This window comes from Variovorax nivicola (assembly GCF_051216475.1).
GTDB lineage: Bacteria > Pseudomonadota > Gammaproteobacteria > Burkholderiales > Burkholderiaceae_C > Variovorax.
In genome coordinates this window covers 115,974-133,944 of record NZ_JBPJZK010000002.1, presented here as the reverse complement: position 1 = coordinate 133,944, position 17,971 = coordinate 115,974, and the positions used below count along the sequence as shown (strand labels likewise).

Here is a 17,971-nt window from a genome sequence, read left to right as displayed (position 1 = left end):
GAATTCGTTGCGCGACCCTTCGGCGATGTGTCAGCCGAAGCGGTTGCTGAGCTTGCCGATACCGTCGATCTCGATCTCCACGAGGCTGCCGGGCTTCATCGAGCCGACGCCGACCGAGGTGCCGCAGAGGATCACGTCGCCGCGGTGCAGCGTCATGTCCTGCGAGATGAGGCTCACGAGTTGCTGCACTGAAAAGCGCATGTCGCTTACGGGATAGTTCTGGCGCACCTCGCCGTTGAGCAGCGTGGTGACGGTGAGCGTCGCGGGGTCGAGGCCGGTGGCGACCACCGGGCCCATCGGGCAGAAGGTGTCGAAGCCCTTGGCGCGCACCCACTGCGCGAACGAGGCATCGCGGTTGAGGATGTCGGCCACGGTCACGTCGTTGGCGCAGGTGTAGCCGAACACATGATCGAGCGCATCGGCTTCCGACACGGCGGTGGCGGTCTTGCCGATCACGATGCCGAGCTCGCCCTCGAACACCACCTTGCCGTCGCACAGCGGCTTGCGGATGGGTGCGCCGGGCGCGAGGTAGGAGTTGGGCGTCTTCAACAGGTACAGCGGCTCGGCCGGCACCGGCAGGCTCAGCTTCGCGCCCAGTGCGTGGAAGTTGTTCCACAGCGCGATCACCTTGGTCGGCTCGGTGGGCGTGAGCAGCTGGAGGCCGGCCAGCGCAAACACGCGACCTGTGAGCTCGGAGCTGCCGAACATGTCGCCCTGCCGCTCGTGCACGGCATCGCCCTCCAGCGTGCCGAAGCCGATGCCACCGGCGTGCTCGAAGCGGACCCATTTCTTCTGCTGCTGTTCCATGTTGTTATCTGCTTTCTGGATTGATGAAAATTCTGGGCGGCCTGCCGTCGGTCAATCAGTCAGTCGAACGGGAGGTAGTCGGGGATGACGAGCGAGGCGAGCAGCTTTCCCATCTCGGCCGGATTGCGCGTCACGTGGATGCCGCATTCCTTCATCACCGCGAGCTTTTCCTCGGCGGTGCCACGGCCGCCGGAAATGATGGCGCCCGCATGGCCCATGCGCTTGCCGGGCGGCGCGCTGGCACCGGCGATGAAGCCGACCACGGGTTTGCTCATGTGGTCGCGTATCCAGCGCGCGCACTCCTCTTCGGCATCGCCGCCGATCTCGCCGACCATGATCACGGCGTCGGTGCGCGGGTCGTCGTTGAACATCTTCAGCACGTCGATGTGCCGCAGCCCGCCGACCGGGTCGCCACCGATGCCGACGACGGTCGACTGCCCGATGCCGAAACTCGCAAGCTGGCTCGCAGCCTCGTAGGTCAGCGTGCCCGAGCGCGACACCACGCCGATGCGGCCGCGCTGGTGGATGTGGCCCGGCATGATGCCGATCTTGATTTCGCCGGGCGTGATGAGCCCGGGGCAGTTGGGGCCGAGCAGCAGCGTCTTGCGGCCCTGCATGCGGTGGCGGGTGCGGATCATGTCGCGCACCGGGATGCCTTCGGTGATGCAGATGACGAGGTCGAGCTCGGCATCTACCGCCTCGTCAATTGCCGCTGCTGCGAAGGCTGGCGGAACATAGATCACTGAGACGGTGGCGCCTGTCTCGGCCTTTGCTTCTTTCACGGTGCCGAAGATCGGGATGCCGGCCATCGACTGGCCCCCCTTCAACGGATTCACGCCGGCGACGAAGCAGTGCTTGCCGTTGCCGTATTCGAGGCAGGACTGCGTGTGGAACTGGCCGGTCTTGCCGGTGATGCCCTGCGTGATGACGCGGGTGTGCTTGTTGATCAGGATGGACATTTCATTTGCTCCATCTTGGGGTTGCTTGGCTTCGGGGTGCGTGCGAATGACACCGGGTACTCCCCTCCGCGAATGTCCCCCGCCTTCGGCTCCTCCTTTATTTCGCTGCGGGGAGCACCCGATGCCATTCGCACATGGACGCGGCTGTTGTGCTGGCCGATCAACCACCGCTGCGAACAACGCTCACGTCGATGGGGTGCCTTGCGCAGCGAAATAAAGGAGGAGGCCGCAGGCCGGGGGACATTCGCGGAGCAAGGTACCCCGTCGGCGTGAGCGCGCCCCGAAAAACAGCGAATGAGGAAGCAGGCTTTCATACCTAGCGCATCCAGTTCCGAGCCGCACCGATGGCCCGCTGCGCAGCCTCGGCCATGTCGTCGGTGTTGATGATCGACAGTCCAGACTGCGCGAGGATGGTCCTTCCCAGGTCCTCGTTGGTGCCCTTCATGCGCACGATGAGCGGCACAGTGAGACCGGTCTCTCGCGCCGCAGTGACGACACCGTGCGCGATCACGTCGCACTTCATGATGCCGCCGAAGATGTTGACGAGCACTGCCTTGAGCTTCGGGTTGCGCAGCATCAGCTTGAAGGCCTCGGTCACCTTCTCGGCCGTTGCGCCGCCGCCTACGTCGAGAAAGTTTGCTGGCGAGCCGCCGTAGAGCTTGATTGCGTCCATCGTTGCCATCGCAAGGCCCGCACCGTTGACGAGGCAGCCGATGTCGCCGTCGAGCGCGATGTACGAAAGGTCGAACTTCGAGGCCTCGACCTCCACCGGATCTTCCTCATCGAAGTCGCGCATCGCGGCAATCTCGGGCTGGCGAAACAGCGCGTTGGCGTCGAAGTCGAACTTCGCGTCGAGCGCGATCACGCGGCCGTCGCGGGTCAGCACCAGCGGATTGATCTCGGCCAGCGAAGCGTCGCTGCCATCGAAGGCCTGGTAGAGGTTCTGCATGAACACGCGCGCCTGCACCACCGAGCGCTCGGAGATGCCGATGCGGCGCGCGATGCCGTCTGCATCGACAATCCGCAGGCCGGTGTCCGGGTCGATGAAGAGCTTGTGGATCTTCTCAGGCGTGCGCGCGGCCACCTCCTCGATGTCCATGCCGCCTTCGCTCGACGCCATCAGAGCCACGCGCTGCGAATTGCGGTCGACCACGAAACCGAGGTACAGCTCCTTGTCGATCTCGACGCTCTCTTCGACCAGCAGCTGCTTCACCACGCGGCCTTCGGGGCCGGTCTGCGGCGTCTTCAGCGTCATGCCGAGCATCTGGTCTGCGTGGCGCCGCACTTCGGCGACGGACCACGCGGGCTTCACGCCGCCGCCCTTGCCGCGGCCGCCCGCATGGATCTGCGCCTTGACCACCCAGGCCCGGCCACCGAGCCGGGTGGCGGCGTCTGCCGCCTCGTCGGGCGAGCGGCAGACGAATCCACGGGGTGTCGCCACGCCGTACTGGCGCAACACGTCCTTGCCCTGGTATTCGTGGATGTTCATGGTCGAAGCAGGCTGTTTATTTGCAAAGAATTTCAGGCGCCAAGCTCGACGCCGTGGCTTTCCGCCCAATTGAAATAGCTCGACGAAGCCATTTCCCGCTTTCTGTGCAATTCCTTTTTCTGCTCGATCGCTTCGGCCAGAAATTCGGCGTCGTAGGCCTTCAGCAGGTGCGGCTGATGGGTCTTCAGGTAATGGCCGATCCGCTCGTTGGCGCTCTGGTTCAGGCCCATCAGGCGGTCGTAGGTTTCGCCGTCCCAATGCCAGCGCAGTCCTAATTCGAAGAATGCTGCGTTATAGGCATTGCGCTCGATTTCGTCGCGCCAGTACTGAATGGGCGAATGGTTTTCCATGACCTTCTCCTTGAATGAATGCCGAATGGGTAAATCGGATGAAAAATCCCGGCGAGTTCAAAATGTAGAGTCGATGGACAATAAATAAAAATTAAATGAATTTATAAAAACCATTCGCTATGAGTTATGCATTGAAGGCGCCAAATCCACGCGCCCAAGGGCCTTCCGCGCCACCCGCAGGCAGCGCTTTCTTTTCAACTCACGATGGCAACGGGCCTGCGCCCGCCGCGCCTTCTCAGATCACGCGTTCGGCCCGCAATGTCTCCAGCTCGTCCGCGCCGTAGCCGAGCTGCCGCAGCACTTCCTCGGTGTGTTCACCGAGCAGCGGCGAACGCGTCACCACCGTCGGGCTGTCGGACATCTTGATGGGGTTGCCCACCGTCAGGTACTTGCCGCGCACCGGGTGGTCGACCTCGACGATGGTGCCGGTCTCGCGCAGCGATTCGTCCGCGGCGATCTCCTTCATCGAGAGGATCGGCCCGCAGGGAATGTCGTACTCGTTAAGGATGTCCATGGCCTCGAACTTGGTCTTGGTCATGGTCCATTGCTCGATGCGCGCGAAGATCGGCTTCAGGTGCAGCAGGCGCGCGGCCGGCGTGGCGTAGGCCTCGTCGTTGATCCAGCCCTCTTCGCCGATGACCTTGCACACCGCAGGCCACACTGCGGCCTGCGTGATGAAGTAGATGTATGCGTTGGGGTCGGTCTCCCAGCCCTTGCACTTGAGAATGGAACCGGGCTGGCCGCCGCCCGATGCATTGCCCGCGCGCGGCACCGCATCGCCGAACTTGCCGTCGGGGTACTGCGGGTACTCGTGCATGGTGCCGGTGCGCTCCAGACGCTGCTGGTCGCGCATCTTCACGCGGCACAGGTTGAGCACGGCGTCCTGCATGGGCGCGAGCACCTGCTGGCCGCGCCCGGTGCTGTTGCGCTGGAACAGCGCGGCAAGAATGCCGAGCGCCAGGTGCAGGCCGGTGCCGCTGTCGCCGATCTGCGCGCCGGTCACGAGCGGCGGACCGTCCTCGAAGCCGGTGGTCGATGCCGCACCGCCGGCGCACTGGGCCACGTTCTCGTAGACCTTGCAGTGCTCGTACTTGCCGGGGCCGAAGCCCTTGACCGAGGCCACGATCATGCGCGGGTTGAGCTTCTGGATGTGGGCCCAGGTAATGCCCATGCGGTCGAGCGCGCCGGGCGCGAAGTTCTCGACCAGCACGTCGCAGGTCTTGATCAGGCTGTCGAGAACTTCCTTGCCCTTGGGCTTCTTGGTGTCCAGCGTGATCGAGCGCTTGTTGTGGTTCAGCATCGTGAAGTAGAGGCTGTCCGCACCGGGAATGTCGCGCAGCTGGCCGCGCGTTGCGTCGCCTTCGCCTGCACGCTCGACCTTGATCACGTCGGCGCCGAACCAGGCCAGCAGTTGGGTGCAGGTGGGGCCGGACTGCACATGGGTGAAATCGAGGATTCGAACGCCCTCGAGTGCTTTGCTCATTGACTGTCTCCTTCTTTGATCATCGTGGCTTCGACTTCTACCAGACGGGCGCGCAATTTGCGCTCCTCGGCAAAGCGGACGGTCTCGTCGCGAACGATGGCAACGATGCCCGTGACCTCGTGATCGGCGGAGAACAGCATCGACACCGTGAAGGCAATCGACAGCGTGTGCCCGTCCTTGTGCAGCGCCGGTACGCGCAGCAGGTCGGCGCCGTACTTGGTGACGCCGGTTTCCATCGTCTTGTTGTAGCCGTCCCAGTGCCGCTGGCGTTGCCGCTGGGGAATGATCAGGTCGAGCGACTTGCCGAGCGCCTCGGCTTCGGTGAAGCCGAAGATGCGCTCGGCGGCGCGATTCCACAACGTGATCGCACCTGCCGCATCGCACACCATGATCGCGTCGCCGGCGCCTTCGACGAGCTGCTTGAAATCCAGGTTCGTTTGCATACGTGCCTCCCGGCGCTACCTGTCTACATGTCGTTCACTGCGCGGGGGGAGGCCCCCCCCTCGCGCAGGTCTGGGTCTGGCCTACACAGCCTTGGCTTCGCGCAGGTTGGAGATCTGGTCCTTGCTGTAGCCCAGCTCCGCCAGCACTTCTTCGGTGTGCTCGCCAAGCAGCGGCGAGCCGGTGATCTCGGGCTTGAGGTCCGAGAACTTGATCGGGCTGCCCACGGTGAAGTAGCTGCCACGCTCCTTGTGCGGCACTTCGACGATGGAGCCGCTGGCGCGCAGCGACGGGTCGTGCAGCAGTTCCTTCATCGTCAGCACCGGTGCGCAAGGGATGTCGAACTTGCGCAGGATGTCGACCGCCTCGAACTTGGTCTTGTCGGCCAGCCAGCCTTCGATGGTCGCGAAGATGTCGGTGATGTGCGGCTGGCGTGCCTTCGGGGTCGTGTAGTCGGGGTCGGTCTTCCACTCGGGCTTGCCGATGGCGTCGCAGATGGGAGCCCAGGCATGGCCCTGCACCGTGAAATAGATGTAGGCGTTCGGGTCGGTCTCCCAGCCCTTGCACTTGAGCACCCAGCCCGGCTGGCCGCCGCCGCCGGCATTGCCGCCGCGCGGCACCACGTCGCTGAAGGTGCCGTGCGGGTACTGGGGGTATTCCTCCAGGTAGCCGAGTTTGTCGAGGCGCAGCTGGTCGCGCATCTTCACGCGGCACAGGTTGAGCACCGCGTCCTGCATCGCGCAGGCCACGCGCTGGCCCTTGCCGGTCTGCTGGCGGCCGATGATGGCCGTGAGGATGCCGATGGCCAGGTGCATGCCGGTGTTGCTGTCGCCCAGGGCTGCAGCGCTCACGGTGGGCGGGCCGTCCCAGAAGCCGGTGGTGGAGGCGGCACCGCCGGCGCACTGCGCAACGTTCTCGTACACCTTCAGGTCGTCGTAGTGGTGGCCGTCGCTGAAGCCCTTGACCGAGGCGACGATCATCTTCGGGTTGAGTTCCTGGATGCGTTCCCAGGTGAAGCCCATGCGGTCGAGCGCGCCGGGGCCGAAGTTCTCGACCAGCACGTCGGATTCGCGGATCAGTTTTTCCAGCACGATCTTGCCTTCGGGCTGCTTGGTGTCCAGCGTCAGCGAGCGCTTGTTGCTGTTGAGCATGGTGAAGTACAGCGCGTCGACATCGGGAATGTCGCGCAGCTGCGAACGCGTGACGTCGCCTGCGCCGGGGCGCTCGACCTTGATCACGTCGGCGCCGAACCAGGCCAGCATCTGCGTGCAGGCGGGACCGGCTTGCACGTGCGTGAAGTCGATGATCTTGATGCCGCTGAGTGGTTTGTTGTTGCTGCTCATTTGGATATCTCCTTGAATGATGGAAATCGGGTTACTTCTTCTTCGCCGTGCTGGGGTTCAGGCTCGTGATGCGGCCGCTTTCGGTGCCTGCGGTCTCGTCGATGACGGCATTGATCAGGGTCGGCCGGCCTGAGGCGACGGCCTCGGCCAGGGCCTTCTGGAGTTCATCGGCCGTGGTGGCGTGCACGCCGACGCCACCGAAGGCTTCCATCAGCTTGTCGTAGCGCGCGTTCTTGACGAACACGGTGGGCGCCACGTCGGGTGTGCCGCTGGCGTTCACGTCGGTGCCGCGGTAGACGCCGTTGTTGTTGAAGACGATGACGCAAATGGGCAGGTTGTAGCGGCAGATGGTTTCCACCTCCATGCCGCTGAAGCCGAAGGCGCTGTCACCCTCGATGGCAATCACCGGCTTGCCGGTGACCACGGCCGCGGCCACCGAGAAGCCCATGCCGATGCCCATGATCCCCCAGGTGCCCACGTCGAGGCGCTTGCGCGGCTCGTACATGTCGACGATGCTGCGCGCGAAGTCCAGCGTGTTGGCGCCTTCGTTGACGACGATGGCATCGGGCCGCGCCTTCACCTGGTCGCGGATCACGCTGAGCGCGCTGTGGAAGTTCATCGGCGAGGGCCGTGCGGCCAGCGTGACGGCCATCTTCGACAGGTTCTTGTCCTTGCGCTCGGCAATCGCGCCAGTCCACTCGGCCGGGGGCTTGGCCCACTTGGCATCGATGCCGGCCAGCAGCGCGGCAACGCAGGAGCCGATGTCGCCGATCACGGGTGCTTCGATGGCAACGTTGCTGTCGATCTCGGTCGGCGCGATGTCGATTTGAATGAACTGCTTGGCGCCCTTTTCCTGCGCCCAGGTCTTGCCCTTGCCATGCGAGAGCAGCCAGTTCAGGCGCGCGCCGACCAGCAGCACGACGTCGGCTTCCTGCAGCACGTAGGAGCGCGCGGCCGCGGCCGACTGCACATGGGTGTCGGGCAGCAGGCCCTTGGCCATCGACATCGGCAGGTAGGGAATGCCGGTCTTCTCGACGAATGCGCGAATGTCGGCATCGGCCTGCGCATAGGCGGCACCCTTGCCGAGCAGGATCAGCGGGCGCTTTGCGCCCTTGAGCAGGTCGAGCGCGCGCTTGACGGCGTCGGGCGCGGGAATCTGGCGCGGAGCCGGGTCGACGACCTTGATGAGCGACTTCTTGCCGGCTGCTGCGTCCATGGTCTGCGCGAACAGCTTGGCGGGCAGGTCGAGGTACACACCGCCCGGACGGCCCGACAGCGCGGCACGGATGGCGCGCGCAATGCCCACGCCGATGTCTTCTGCGTGCAGCACGCGGAAGGCAGCCTTGCACAGCGGCTTGGCGATAGCGAGCTGGTCCATTTCCTCGTAGTCGCCTTGCTGCAGGTCGACGATCTCGCGCTCGCTGGAGCCGCTGATGAGGATCATCGGAAAGCAGTTGGTGGTGGCGTTGGCCAGCGCAGTCAGGCCGTTGAGGAAGCCGGGGGCCGACACGGTCAGGCAGATGCCGGGCTTTTGCGTGAGGAAGCCTGCAGCGGCTGCGGCGTTGCCGGCGTGCTGCTCGTGGCGGAACGAGATGACGCGCAGGCCTTCTGCCTGGGCCATGCGCGTGAGGTCGGTGATCGGGATGCCGGGCAGGCCGAAGATGGTGTCGATGTCGTTGAGCTTGAGCGCATCGATGACAAGATGAAAGCCGTCGATGGTCTCTGCGGCCGGCGTTTCTTCCGTCAAGCTCTTGAGGGAGCGAACCACAGGTTCGCCATCGGCATCGCGGGTTTTCACGGGCTTGAGGGCATCGTCCAGCGTGGTTGTTGCCTCTTTCTCTGTTCTGACTGAAGACATGTCTCTCCTTCTGCATGGGTGAATGGCCAAGGCCCGAGCCAAGACTATGATTCGGGCTCAAGCTTTCGGCCGTTGACCTCGGTCAACTTTCCCGAAAACGGCGCGCCCCGATGAATGGCGCCGGCAGCGAAAAAATCGAGCAAGACGGTGACCATGACGTTGTTGGAAAACCACCCGGAGAAAAACATCATTCGTGCCCAGCTCCGGCAGAACATCCTTCTCAAGGACCTGAGCGAAGCCGACCGCGCCGAACTGGAAACCCATCTCGTCATCGTGGACGGCAACAAGGGCGAGTTCCTGTTGCATCAGGGGGTGCGGGAGATGGAGCAATACTTCATCCTCGACGGCATCCTCAAGCGGGTGGTGAGCAACCCGGAGGGCAAGGAAATGATCCTTCGCTTTGCCGACGAGAACGACATGGAAACGAGCTACGCCGCGCTGCGGCTGGGCACGCCGACGCCCTACGGCATCGTCTGCGTGACGAAGGCGCGGGTTGCGAGCCTTCCGCTGAAGGAATGGATCGCCTTTCTGAACCGGCATGCGGAAACCAAGGAACTGTTCGAGTTCCTGGTGATGCGGGGCATGAGCGAGATCATGGCGCACACGATCACGCTGCATTTGCTCGATGCGGCAGGGCGCGTGCATCGGTTCATCCGAAAGCATCCGGAGCTTGAGGACCGGATTCCGAGCAAAGAGCTGGCTTCGTATCTGAATCTCTCAGCAGAAACCCTTAGTCGGCTGAGGAAGCGCGGGAAGATCTAGGCGCGGCTGAGGGATTGGTTCCCTCTCCCGCTTGCGGGAGAGGGTCAGGGTGAGGGTGCAGCGGCCTCGAGCGCAGCACTGCGGTGAGTTCTTGCGCCGTTCCCTCACCCCAGCCCTCTCCCGCAAGCGGGAGAGGGAGCAAATCGGGAATTCAGAGCCTCGCGCTCAGGTCTGCTTCGCCGAAGCAAAGCGCCTCGTGCTTGCCATCAACCTAAGCTGGTTGTGGACGCCACTGACGCCCGACACGCCCGCCGCAACCGCCTCGGCCTGCGACCGCTCGTCGGAATTGAGCACGATGCCGCGCAACATCACCTCACCCTGGTTCGCAGTGATCGTCACGTTGATGTCGCGCGTCGCCTCATGCTCCTTCAGCGCGGCGCGCACACGCGCTTCCAACGCCATGTTGGCGAGCAGCGCACGCGACGCGGGCGTTTCGGCGAACTCGGGGCGGTTCACCATCAGGCGGATCTGCTCGACACAGCTCTCGACGGACAGGCGGTCGGTGTTGAGTACCAGGTCGTAGAGCACCGGGTCACCCCAGGTCACGCCGAACTGCGAGTGCATGCGCGCGGCATGCGCCTGGTCGCTTCGGCGGATCTCGGCCTCGGCGAATTCGGCGTCGTCGGTTTCGAGGTCGCCCATCAGCCACTCGACGCGCTTCTTCAGCGAACGCGTGATGCGCACGCACACCACGTGTGGCACCGGCCGCAGCAGGCAGGTGGCGCCCCAGCCGCGCAGCACCACGTTGCCACGGTCGGCCAGCGCGAACAGCTCTTCGGCGGTGTAGAGCGCGACGCTGCGCGAGTCGGTGGTCAAGCGTTCTACCAGACCGGCCTTGCCGCCACGCAGCCGGCCGATCAGGCTCGTGGAGACCTGCATGCGGTCTGCCACGTGCTCGATGACTTCATGGCGCATCACGGCGAGGCCGAGGGTCTCGGCGAGCTTCAGCGAAACGTCTTTCGCGAGGGAACCCATCTCCTGGGTCAGTGCGATCACAGGCATGTCTTTGGCTCCTCGTTGTGTTTCAGTCCACCGGCCGTTCGACCGCGAACTCGTCGGGCTTCTTCGGCTTTCTGTTGAGCAGCGCCAGCGCCTTGGAGATCAGCGGCCAGAACAGCAGCACCAGTGCCAGCGTGGTGATGCCGCCGACCAGCGGGTTCGAGAACATCACCATCACGTCGCCCTGCGACACCAGCATGGCCTGGCGGAAGGAGTCTTCGGCCTTGTCGCCGAGCACCAGTGCAAGCACCAGCGGCGCGAGCGGAAAGTCGAGCTTCTTGAAGAGATAGCCCATCACGCCGAAGCCGAGCATGAACCAGATGTCGAGCATCGCGTTGTGCACGGTGTAGGCGCCGATCGCGCAGATCACGATGATCACCGGCGCGATGATCGAGAACGGAATGCGCAGGATCGACGCGAACAGCGGCACGGTGCTGAGCACCACGATCAGCCCGACGATGTTGCCGAGGTACATGCTGGCGATCAGGCCCCAGACGAAGTCTTTCTGCTCGACGAACAGCAGCGGGCCGGGCTGCAGGCCCCAGATCAGCAGGCCGCCCAGCAGCACGGCAGCGGTGGGCGAACCGGGGATGCCCAGCGCCAGCATCGGCAGCAGCGCGCTCGTGCCCGCTGCATGCGCGGCGGTCTCGGGTGCGACCACGCCTTCCATCTCTCCGGTGCCGAACTTGGCGCCCTTCTTCGACATCTTCTTGGCAAGGCCATAGCTCATGAACGAGGCCGGTGTCGCGCCGCCGGGCGTGATGCCCATCCAGATGCCGATGAGCGAGCTGCGGATGGAGGTCACCCAGTATTTGGGCAGCTGCTTCCACGTTTGCCACACGACCTTGGGATCGATCTTCGCGCTCTTGCCCGAGAACTTCAGGCCCTCTTCCATCGACAGGAGAATTTCGCCGATGCCGAACAGGCCGATCACCGCAATCAGGAAGTCGAAGCCGCGCATCAGCTCGGGCTGGCCGAAGGTCAGGCGCAGCTGGCCGGTGACGGTGTCCATGCCCACGCTCGCCAACGCAAAGCCCAGCGCCATCGACGCCAGGATCTTGAAGGGCGACCCTTTGCCCATGCCGACGAAGCTGCAGAAGGTCAGCAAGTACACCGCGAAGAATTCGGGCGAGCCGAACTTGAGCGCGAATTTGGCGACCAGCGGCGCGAGGAAGGTGATCATCACCACCGCGAGGAAGGCGCCCACGAACGACGAGGTGAAGGCCGTGGTCAGCGCCGCGCCGGCCTGCCCGTTCTGTGCCATCGGATAGCCGTCGAAGGTGGTGGCCACCGACCACGGCTCACCCGGTATGTTGAACAGGATCGAGGTGATGGCCCCGCCGAACAACGCGCCCCAGTAGATGCACGACAGCATGATGATGGCCGAGGTCGGCGACATCGTGAAGGTGAGCGGCAGCAGGATGGCCACGCCGTTGGCGCCGCCGAGGCCGGGCAGCACGCCGATCAACACGCCGAGGATGATGCCGACGAACATCAGGCCGATGTTCATCGGCGTGAGGATCACTGAAAAGCCCTGCATCAGGGCACTGATTTCTTCCATTTCGCTTGTGCTCCGTGAGTAGGTTCAGTAGCCGAGGAATCGAAGCGGATCGAGAGTGCCCTTGAACAGCGGCACCTTGAACCAGACCTCGAACATGAAGAAGAACAGCGTGTTCACGCCCAGCGCGGCAAGCACGCTCTTGAACCACGCGTACTTGCCCAGCACCACCATGAACAACGCGATGTAGATCGCCGAAGCCAGGTAGATGCCGAGGAAGGTGATCGCCAGCACGTAGACCGTGGCCGGCACCAGCACCGACAGCACGCGCTTGAGCTGCACCGAATCGACGAACACCGCGGTGTTGCGGTTCTTGCCGAGCAGTGCCTGGTAGAGGATGCCGGCGCCGGAGATCGTGATGATCACGCCGATGAAGAACGGAAAGTAGCCCGCGCCGGGGCCGTCGCTGGTCCAGCCCGCGCCCAGCTTGCGCGCCTCGAAGACCACCACCAGGCCGATCACCAGCAGCGCCAATGCCACCGCCGCTTCGACCAGGTGGGTGGAGATGCCCGAACGCGCCGGGCCCTCGGATGTTTCGTCGTGCTCCATGGAGCCCCCATCGTGGTTGTGTGTGAGAAAGAAAGAAGGGACGGATGCGGCTCGCCCGCAGTCCGTCAGGCCGCCGACGCTCCGGTGGCGCCGTGCGGCTCGTGCAGCCGTCGCGGCCTGCCGGCTACTTGTTGCTCGCGAGGAAGCCCGCGTCAGCCATCAGCGTGCGGTGCGTGGCCTCGGCCTCGGTGAGCCATTTCGCAAAAGCGTCGCCGGTCATGAAGGTCGGGTTGAAGGCGCCCTTCTCCATGTACTCCTTCCACTCCGGCGTGGCGGCCACCTTGACCAGCAGGTCCTTGTAGAACGCGAGTTGGTCGGGCGTCACGCCGGGTGGCATGAAGATGCCGCGCAGCATCGTGTACTTGGTCGGCACGCCCGCTTCCTTGCAGGTGGGGATGTCGTTCCACGACTGCGTGTCCGTGACCTTGGCCTTGAACGGCATGCGCTCGTCGTCGAACACGCACAGCGCGCGCAGCTTGCCAGCTCGCCACTGCGCCACCGCCTCGATCGGGTTGTTGACGGTCGAATTCACATGGCCGCCCACCAGTTGCACCGCCACCTCGCCACCGCCCTTGAACGGCACGTAGATGAACTTGGTGCCGGTGGCTTTCTCGAGCGCGACCGTGATGATCTGGTCTTCCTGCTTCGAGCCCGTGCCGGCCATCTTGAACTTGCTCGGCCCCGCGGTCTTCACCGCGGCGATGTACTCGCCGGCGTTCTTGTAGGGCTCGGCCGCGTTGGTCCACAGCACGAACTGGTCGAGCGCCAGCATGGCGACCGGCGTCATGTCTTTCCAGTTGAAGGGCACTCCGGTGGCCATCGGCGTGGTGAACAGGTTCGACAGCGAGATGACGATCTTGTGCGGATCGCCCTTGGCTTCCTTCACCGCCAGAAAGCCTTCGGCGCCCGCGCCGCCCGACTTGTTGACGACGATCAGCGGCTCCTTCATCAGCTTGTATTTGATGACGATGCCCTGCAGCAGGCGCCCCATCTGGTCGGCACCGCCGCCGGTGCCGGCGGGAATCACGAACTCCACCGGCTTGGTGGGTTCCCATGCGAGGGCGGGCGTGGTGGCTGCCAGCGCCAGAACGGTCGCGGCAACGACCTTCGTACGGCCCAGAACGAGCGAAGCGATCTTCTTCATCAGGTTGTCTCCTGTGTAGTGTTTCGCTCTTTTTTGTTCTTGGATCTGAGCAGAGATACGGACCGGCACGATGGTGCGCGCCACTGATTCACGCCGGCTTGATCGCGGTCAACTTTTCGAAGATTTCGTATTCGGGTTAGCCCGCGCTGGCGGCCCTGCGCGTCCTGTCATCCCGAAGCCTATAAAATCGCGGCGCGCAGCGGGCTCCAGCCTCCCTGCGCCTCAATCCGTCTTCGTAGTTCAATGGATAGAACGGGGTCCTCCTAAGACTCAGATACAGGTTCGATTCCTGTCGAAGGCACCAATAACCCGTTGATTTTCAACGGGTTATTTTTTAACCGGGACAGGACCGGGACAAAACCACGAACAGCGCGCATCAAAACAGCCGATTTCGGCCGTTAGCTGCTGAGACGTGGGCCCGAGCCACCGGCGCTTACAGGACTGGATTCTCTTTGGCGCACATTTCCTAGGAAAATGGCTCGCGCGTCAGCCCCAGCAGTCCTGATAATCTCGCGCGCGACCTACGGAACATCAAAAGGAACAAACGACTTCATGCCAACCGCAGTCTCTCTTTTCTCGGGTTGTGGCGGCTCTGACACGGGCCTTACCGAAGCCGGGTTTGATGTCGTCATGGCAAACGATATGCTTGCCTATGCAGCAGACGTCTATCGAGCGAACCTGCCTGAAACAGACTTCAAACGGTGCAATATTGAAGAAATAAAAAGCTTTCCAAAAGCAGATCTTTTGGCAGGCTGCTATCCGTGCCAAGGGTACAGCCAAGGAGGTGCTCGCGAGGCCAGTAGAGGTATTAATTATCTCTTCAGAGAATTTGGTCGTGCACTACGCGCAATAAAGCCTAAAGCGTTCATCGTTGAAAACGTATCAGGGCTGACTCGTGCAGACAATATTGCACTTTTTCAAATGCAGCTTCGGAATTTCAGACAAGCTGGCTATCGCGTGACTTGGAAGCTGCTCAATGCGGCCGATTTCGGGGTTGCACAAGAGCGTTTCAGGGTTCTTATCGTTGGCATCCGGAGCGACCAAGGACTTACCTACTCTTTTCCTGATTCAACTCACGGCGACGGCACCGGTACGCCATACGCAACAATTCGCGAAGCAATCAAAGGCCTTCCTGAATGGCCTGAAGGCGAATTCAACGACGAACCTTTTCACTGGTACTACCTTTCCAGGAATCGCCGCCGCGATTGGAATGAAGTCTCCAAAACAATCGTGAGCCGTGCTCGGCACATGCCCTTGCACCCTTCCAGCCCGGCGCTGATTTGCAAAGGACCAGATAAGTTCGAATTTGAAACCGATGCGCCTGCGCGGCGGTTCAGCTATCGCGAAGCGGCGAGACTCCAAGGTTTTAAAGGAGACCTAGTGTTCCCAGATTCTGCGGGGATGCACTCGCGCTACAAAGTAATCGGAAACGCCGTCCCCCCCCCCATGTTTCAGGCAGTAGCGGCCGCCTTGCCAGCCGTCTTTTGAGTGGGCAAATTGTCCCAAACAACCTTAGTCAGGCTGGGCAAACTCAAAGCCGCAGAAACAGTAGTGAAAGAATCTTCATGGGCCGCAGCGATTAGCGTAATTCTTGTTCTATCAAACGTGATGCCGGCCTGCTGATTGCAATAGGGGAAAATGTGCTGCCCACCGATATGAATGGGCACACTGAAGGCAGTTGTATATTTCGCGACGGTTACGGGGTTCAGCCATCTTTTAAGTTGCCCCTCGTTGATGTCGTTCAGTTTGGTATCCCAGTTATCGCCGCAGGCGCACTGTCCTAGCATGAATAGCTTCCCGGCCCGCTTATCGAGCATGGGAAGCCAAATCACGTAGTCCACTCCCTCATCTTTTACATCTGTATGTGGAGGATCATCTGCATTTCCGGGAGAAGGTTGCCATATCCATTCGCCACACAAGTCGAAGACAATCTTCGACAAGTCCTTGAACTTCACTGGACGCTCAGCGTGGTTGTGTGAGGGCCAACCCGTCCGGACAGCAAGCGCTGCATCGCCTAGGTAGGTCCTCGCCACCTCGGTTGCCAAGCGCTCGAAGCCTACTCCAACCTCGACAAAGGGCTTGACATTGATGCTGGGAACCAAGGAAGTCGCGAGACAAAACTCGTAAACCCCGCTATTGCTCTTCGCGTAAGTTATCCCACCGTCTTTCAGCCGAAAGGGATAAGCACTCCCCAAAAAGTATGCGCGCCTTTCCAATTCTGAATAGACTTCGCCTGCAGCAACTTCGATAGCCTCTTCCCGTTCGTTCCAAGAGGCGTCTGCATCAGAGGATGCATCATCGTCAACGGTGCCGGCTAGCTGGTCATCCTCGACACCTGAAGCGGCCGGCGCTGTCCCATTAAAAATTGCTTGCATCTCTGCTTGGTCGGCATTTTTGCCGCGGCGCCGCATCTCATTTCGGTCACTCCAACCCAGTCCGTCGTCCAGCATACAAAGTTATTAAACGAGTTTATTGATCAGCTCTTGCAATATCGATTTGGTCTGACTCAATTTTTCCAGCATTTTGAACGCCTCTGCTTTTGGAAGTCGCTGCCCACTGACGAGCGCGTCAGCGTTTATTAGTGAATCTAAAGCACTATTCACATAATCTGCAAACAGATCTCCAGCCGGTCTGGAAGCAAGATCAATGTCTCGAGCATTTTTCCCTTGGCGAAGCTGTGATCGTTTATCAGGGTCGCTAAGGGCCGAGGCAAGAAGTCCGATTTCTCTAGAGTCCGCAATCGCTGGATTTTTACTTTCACTTTTATCTCCAAGCAGATATCGCATCGTCTGCGCGGCATCATCCATTCTTGCTGCCGCAATCACCTTGGGCGTAGAGACCTTCCGCTCACCCAACGCCAGCCATTCACGAACACCAGAATTATCTAAAAGGGTGTACACCCACGAAAAAGGATATTCTGGATTGCTCCCACGTCCTTTTCGAACACTATTTCGGGTATCGTACTTTCCGCTGGCCGCTATTTGGTTAACAAAATAGTACCCCTCCAAGAGGCGTTCGATAGTTCCATTTTTGTCCCCAATAACCTCTACTATTTCACTCATTGTCATCTGTTTTGAATTGATGACATCCGCAATCCACTTAGCCTTCGCATACGAATCCCAAGGCTGAGACGCGACCAGATGTCGCACGCCCAGATATGGCAGCAAAGCCTCGTTCGTCGTTTTGGCATCGAAGACCCGTACTGGAACTTCGGTGTCGCTCGACCATTTGGACTTCGCCTTCTGCTGCCATAGTCCGATCCGCGTCGTTTGATTCGCGGCGCGGTCATCGCCTGCAAGGATCAGGCATGCAGCCAAGCGCCGATTTCCCTCGACGACTGTGTACCTGCCATCAGCTTTGGGCTGCACGATGAGAGGCTCGGCATCGAAAAAGCCGTTGATGCCCAACGAGGCCAGGAGATTGTCAACACCGAAGCTATCGACGATGTAGTCCAGCGAGGCCTTTTGAGAACTCATCGTCCCAGCTCGTTTTCCGAAGCGAGGATTGCTCTCGTCAAGATCGAGCACACGAAGCGGCAAGGTGACGGGTTGACCAGGTGGTGCGCTCTGCACAATCGCAGGTCCAGCACTCGGCGGATTCTTGGTCGGGGGAGATGTAGACACGTCGCTTCCTCTGAAATGCGCAGAGTGCTCAATACCGCAGCGGTAAGGGGACTCGGGCTATACGCGCATTGTGTCCTACTCGCGTTAGTTTGAAATCGACGACCGCCTCAGCTGGGATTCCAAACAACGTCTTCGGGTGTACCCCCCTTTGCGCTCGACAGCGAGGGGCACAGTCGGCCGCTACGTCCCTCGATGCACCCTGCTCGCCGGCATCTCGGGAACTCGCTCTGGCTGGATCGCGGCTAAGGCAGCCTGCGCCACCAGCGACCCTCGGACGAACTGGGACGAAACGTGGGACAAAACCCCAGAAAACGACTTACTTCGGTGGACCCGTTCGAGGGGAGGTCCGCCCGGTTGCGCTGCCAAAGTGAGCCGATTTCACTCGAAATCAGGTTCGATTCCTGTCGAAGGCACCAGCAAGCTTTTATTCAGATACCCGTCGCCGAAGCCTTCGGCGACTGCTGCGGCGGGCGCATTGGCCTTGCATGCGCCGGACCTGAAAGCAACCCGGCCACCCGCCATTGCGCGAGCACTCGTTACGGCCCGAGTGCGTAACAACGCTACGTAACAAGCGCCAAAGAGCGCCCGACCGGGGCCTCCCGTCGA

General features: G+C 61.8%; 16 protein-coding genes and 1 tRNA gene. 3 read left to right on the top strand and 14 right to left on the bottom strand.

Translation table 11 applies throughout. The features are described 5' to 3' along the window. Window positions 1-30 precede the first annotated feature (30 nt). The 8 genes from ACSFBF_RS09155 to oxc form a co-directional block, all read right to left on the bottom strand. Window positions 31-807: a fumarylacetoacetate hydrolase family protein gene (locus ACSFBF_RS09155; RefSeq protein ID WP_435466169.1), complete on the bottom strand. Its 777-nt coding sequence runs from the start codon at window positions 805-807 to the stop codon at window positions 31-33. Between the two features lie 59 nt (window positions 808-866). Next, complete coding sequence (gene sucD, locus ACSFBF_RS09150; protein ID WP_435466167.1) at window positions 867-1,766, bottom strand: succinate--CoA ligase subunit alpha; 900 nt, start codon at window positions 1,764-1,766, stop codon at window positions 867-869. A gap of 316 nt (window positions 1,767-2,082) precedes the next feature. Continuing rightward, window positions 2,083-3,255, bottom strand: coding sequence for an ADP-forming succinate--CoA ligase subunit beta (gene sucC, locus ACSFBF_RS09145; protein WP_435466166.1), 1,173 nt, complete (start codon window positions 3,253-3,255; stop codon window positions 2,083-2,085). Window positions 3,256-3,287: 32 nt separating this feature from the next. Continuing rightward, the gene (locus ACSFBF_RS09140) at window positions 3,288-3,605 is read right to left on the bottom strand and encodes an HAD family hydrolase (protein ID WP_435459143.1); all 318 of its coding nucleotides are present in this window, start codon (window positions 3,603-3,605) and stop codon (window positions 3,288-3,290) included. A gap of 235 nt (window positions 3,606-3,840) precedes the next feature. After that, window positions 3,841-5,088, bottom strand: a complete 1,248-nt coding sequence (gene frc, locus ACSFBF_RS09135) for a formyl-CoA transferase (RefSeq protein ID WP_093057514.1) — start codon at window positions 5,086-5,088, stop codon at window positions 3,841-3,843. Beyond that, complete coding sequence (locus tag ACSFBF_RS09130; protein ID WP_435466163.1) at window positions 5,085-5,531, bottom strand: PAS domain-containing protein; 447 nt, start codon at window positions 5,529-5,531, stop codon at window positions 5,085-5,087. Before ACSFBF_RS09130 ends, frc (ACSFBF_RS09135) begins: the two co-directional genes overlap by 4 nt. A gap of 81 nt (window positions 5,532-5,612) precedes the next feature. Further along, window positions 5,613-6,872, bottom strand: coding sequence for a formyl-CoA transferase (gene frc / locus ACSFBF_RS09125; RefSeq protein WP_435466161.1), 1,260 nt, complete (start codon window positions 6,870-6,872; stop codon window positions 5,613-5,615). A gap of 31 nt (window positions 6,873-6,903) precedes the next feature. Further along, window positions 6,904-8,730 (bottom strand): oxalyl-CoA decarboxylase, encoded by a 1,827-nt coding sequence (oxc, locus tag ACSFBF_RS09120; protein WP_435466159.1) that lies wholly within the window; start codon window positions 8,728-8,730, stop codon window positions 6,904-6,906. Between the two features lie 153 nt (window positions 8,731-8,883). Between oxc and ACSFBF_RS09115 the strand changes: the two genes are divergently transcribed. Further along, complete coding sequence (locus ACSFBF_RS09115; RefSeq protein WP_093057638.1) at window positions 8,884-9,492, top strand: Crp/Fnr family transcriptional regulator; 609 nt, start codon at window positions 8,884-8,886, stop codon at window positions 9,490-9,492. A gap of 165 nt (window positions 9,493-9,657) precedes the next feature. On the opposite strand, the gene ACSFBF_RS09110 is transcribed toward ACSFBF_RS09115, so the two are convergent. The 4 genes from ACSFBF_RS09110 to ACSFBF_RS09095 all read right to left on the bottom strand — a co-directional run bounded on the left by ACSFBF_RS09110 (window position 9,658) and on the right by ACSFBF_RS09095 (window position 13,742). After that, the gene (locus ACSFBF_RS09110; protein ID WP_435466157.1) at window positions 9,658-10,494 is read right to left on the bottom strand and encodes a cytidylate kinase family protein; all 837 of its coding nucleotides are present in this window, start codon (window positions 10,492-10,494) and stop codon (window positions 9,658-9,660) included. A 22-nt stretch (window positions 10,495-10,516) separates the two neighbouring features. Next, entirely contained in the window at window positions 10,517-12,052 is a 1,536-nt protein-coding gene (locus ACSFBF_RS09105; protein ID WP_093057509.1) for a tripartite tricarboxylate transporter permease, read from the bottom strand. Between the two features lie 24 nt (window positions 12,053-12,076). Next, window positions 12,077-12,598 (bottom strand): tripartite tricarboxylate transporter TctB family protein, encoded by a 522-nt coding sequence (locus tag ACSFBF_RS09100; protein WP_435466155.1) that lies wholly within the window; start codon window positions 12,596-12,598, stop codon window positions 12,077-12,079. A 124-nt stretch (window positions 12,599-12,722) separates the two neighbouring features. Then, window positions 12,723-13,742 carry a Bug family tripartite tricarboxylate transporter substrate binding protein gene (locus tag ACSFBF_RS09095; RefSeq protein WP_435466153.1) on the bottom strand — a complete coding sequence of 340 codons (1,020 nt, stop codon included), beginning with the start codon at window positions 13,740-13,742 and terminating at the stop codon, window positions 12,723-12,725. A 229-nt stretch (window positions 13,743-13,971) separates the two neighbouring features. Between ACSFBF_RS09095 and ACSFBF_RS09090 the strand changes: the two genes are divergently transcribed. Beyond that, window positions 13,972-14,046, top strand: a tRNA-Arg gene (locus tag ACSFBF_RS09090). 248 nt (window positions 14,047-14,294) lie between these two features. Continuing rightward, window positions 14,295-15,230: a DNA cytosine methyltransferase gene (locus ACSFBF_RS09085; RefSeq protein ID WP_435466151.1), complete on the top strand. Its 936-nt coding sequence runs from the start codon at window positions 14,295-14,297 to the stop codon at window positions 15,228-15,230. On the opposite strand, the gene ACSFBF_RS09080 is transcribed toward ACSFBF_RS09085, so the two are convergent. Further along, window positions 15,194-16,192: a hypothetical protein gene (locus ACSFBF_RS09080; protein ID WP_435466149.1), complete on the bottom strand. Its 999-nt coding sequence runs from the start codon at window positions 16,190-16,192 to the stop codon at window positions 15,194-15,196. The genes ACSFBF_RS09085 and ACSFBF_RS09080 overlap by 37 nt on opposite strands. 9 nt (window positions 16,193-16,201) lie before the next feature. After that, window positions 16,202-17,365, bottom strand: coding sequence for a ParB N-terminal domain-containing protein (locus ACSFBF_RS09075; RefSeq protein ID WP_435466147.1), 1,164 nt, complete (start codon window positions 17,363-17,365; stop codon window positions 16,202-16,204). Window positions 17,366-17,971: the final 606 nt, after the last annotated feature.

Bases quoted from the DNA above. Each gene is read 5' to 3' on its own strand.
- ACSFBF_RS09155 (WP_435466169.1), bottom strand. From the start codon at position 807: ATGGAACAGCAGCAGAAGAAATGGGTCCGCTTCGAGCACGCCGGTGGC.
- sucD (WP_435466167.1), bottom strand. From the start codon at position 1,766: ATGTCCATCCTGATCAACAAGCACACCCGCGTCATCACGCAGGGCATC.
- sucC (WP_435466166.1), bottom strand. From the start codon at position 3,255: ATGAACATCCACGAATACCAGGGCAAGGACGTGTTGCGCCAGTACGGC.
- ACSFBF_RS09140 (WP_435459143.1), bottom strand. From the start codon at position 3,605: ATGGAAAACCATTCGCCCATTCAGTACTGGCGCGACGAAATCGAGCGC.
- frc (WP_093057514.1), bottom strand. From the start codon at position 5,088: ATGAGCAAAGCACTCGAGGGCGTTCGAATCCTCGATTTCACCCATGTG.
- ACSFBF_RS09130 (WP_435466163.1), bottom strand. From the start codon at position 5,531: ATGCAAACGAACCTGGATTTCAAGCAGCTCGTCGAAGGCGCCGGCGAC.
- frc (WP_435466161.1), bottom strand. From the start codon at position 6,872: ATGAGCAGCAACAACAAACCACTCAGCGGCATCAAGATCATCGACTTC.
- oxc (WP_435466159.1), bottom strand. From the start codon at position 8,730: ATGTCTTCAGTCAGAACAGAGAAAGAGGCAACAACCACGCTGGACGAT.
- ACSFBF_RS09115 (WP_093057638.1), top strand. From the start codon at position 8,884: ATGACGTTGTTGGAAAACCACCCGGAGAAAAACATCATTCGTGCCCAG.
- ACSFBF_RS09110 (WP_435466157.1), bottom strand. From the start codon at position 10,494: ATGCCTGTGATCGCACTGACCCAGGAGATGGGTTCCCTCGCGAAAGAC.
- ACSFBF_RS09105 (WP_093057509.1), bottom strand. From the start codon at position 12,052: ATGGAAGAAATCAGTGCCCTGATGCAGGGCTTTTCAGTGATCCTCACG.
- ACSFBF_RS09100 (WP_435466155.1), bottom strand. From the start codon at position 12,598: ATGGAGCACGACGAAACATCCGAGGGCCCGGCGCGTTCGGGCATCTCC.
- ACSFBF_RS09095 (WP_435466153.1), bottom strand. From the start codon at position 13,742: ATGAAGAAGATCGCTTCGCTCGTTCTGGGCCGTACGAAGGTCGTTGCC.
- ACSFBF_RS09085 (WP_435466151.1), top strand. From the start codon at position 14,295: ATGCCAACCGCAGTCTCTCTTTTCTCGGGTTGTGGCGGCTCTGACACG.
- ACSFBF_RS09080 (WP_435466149.1), bottom strand. From the start codon at position 16,192: ATGCTGGACGACGGACTGGGTTGGAGTGACCGAAATGAGATGCGGCGC.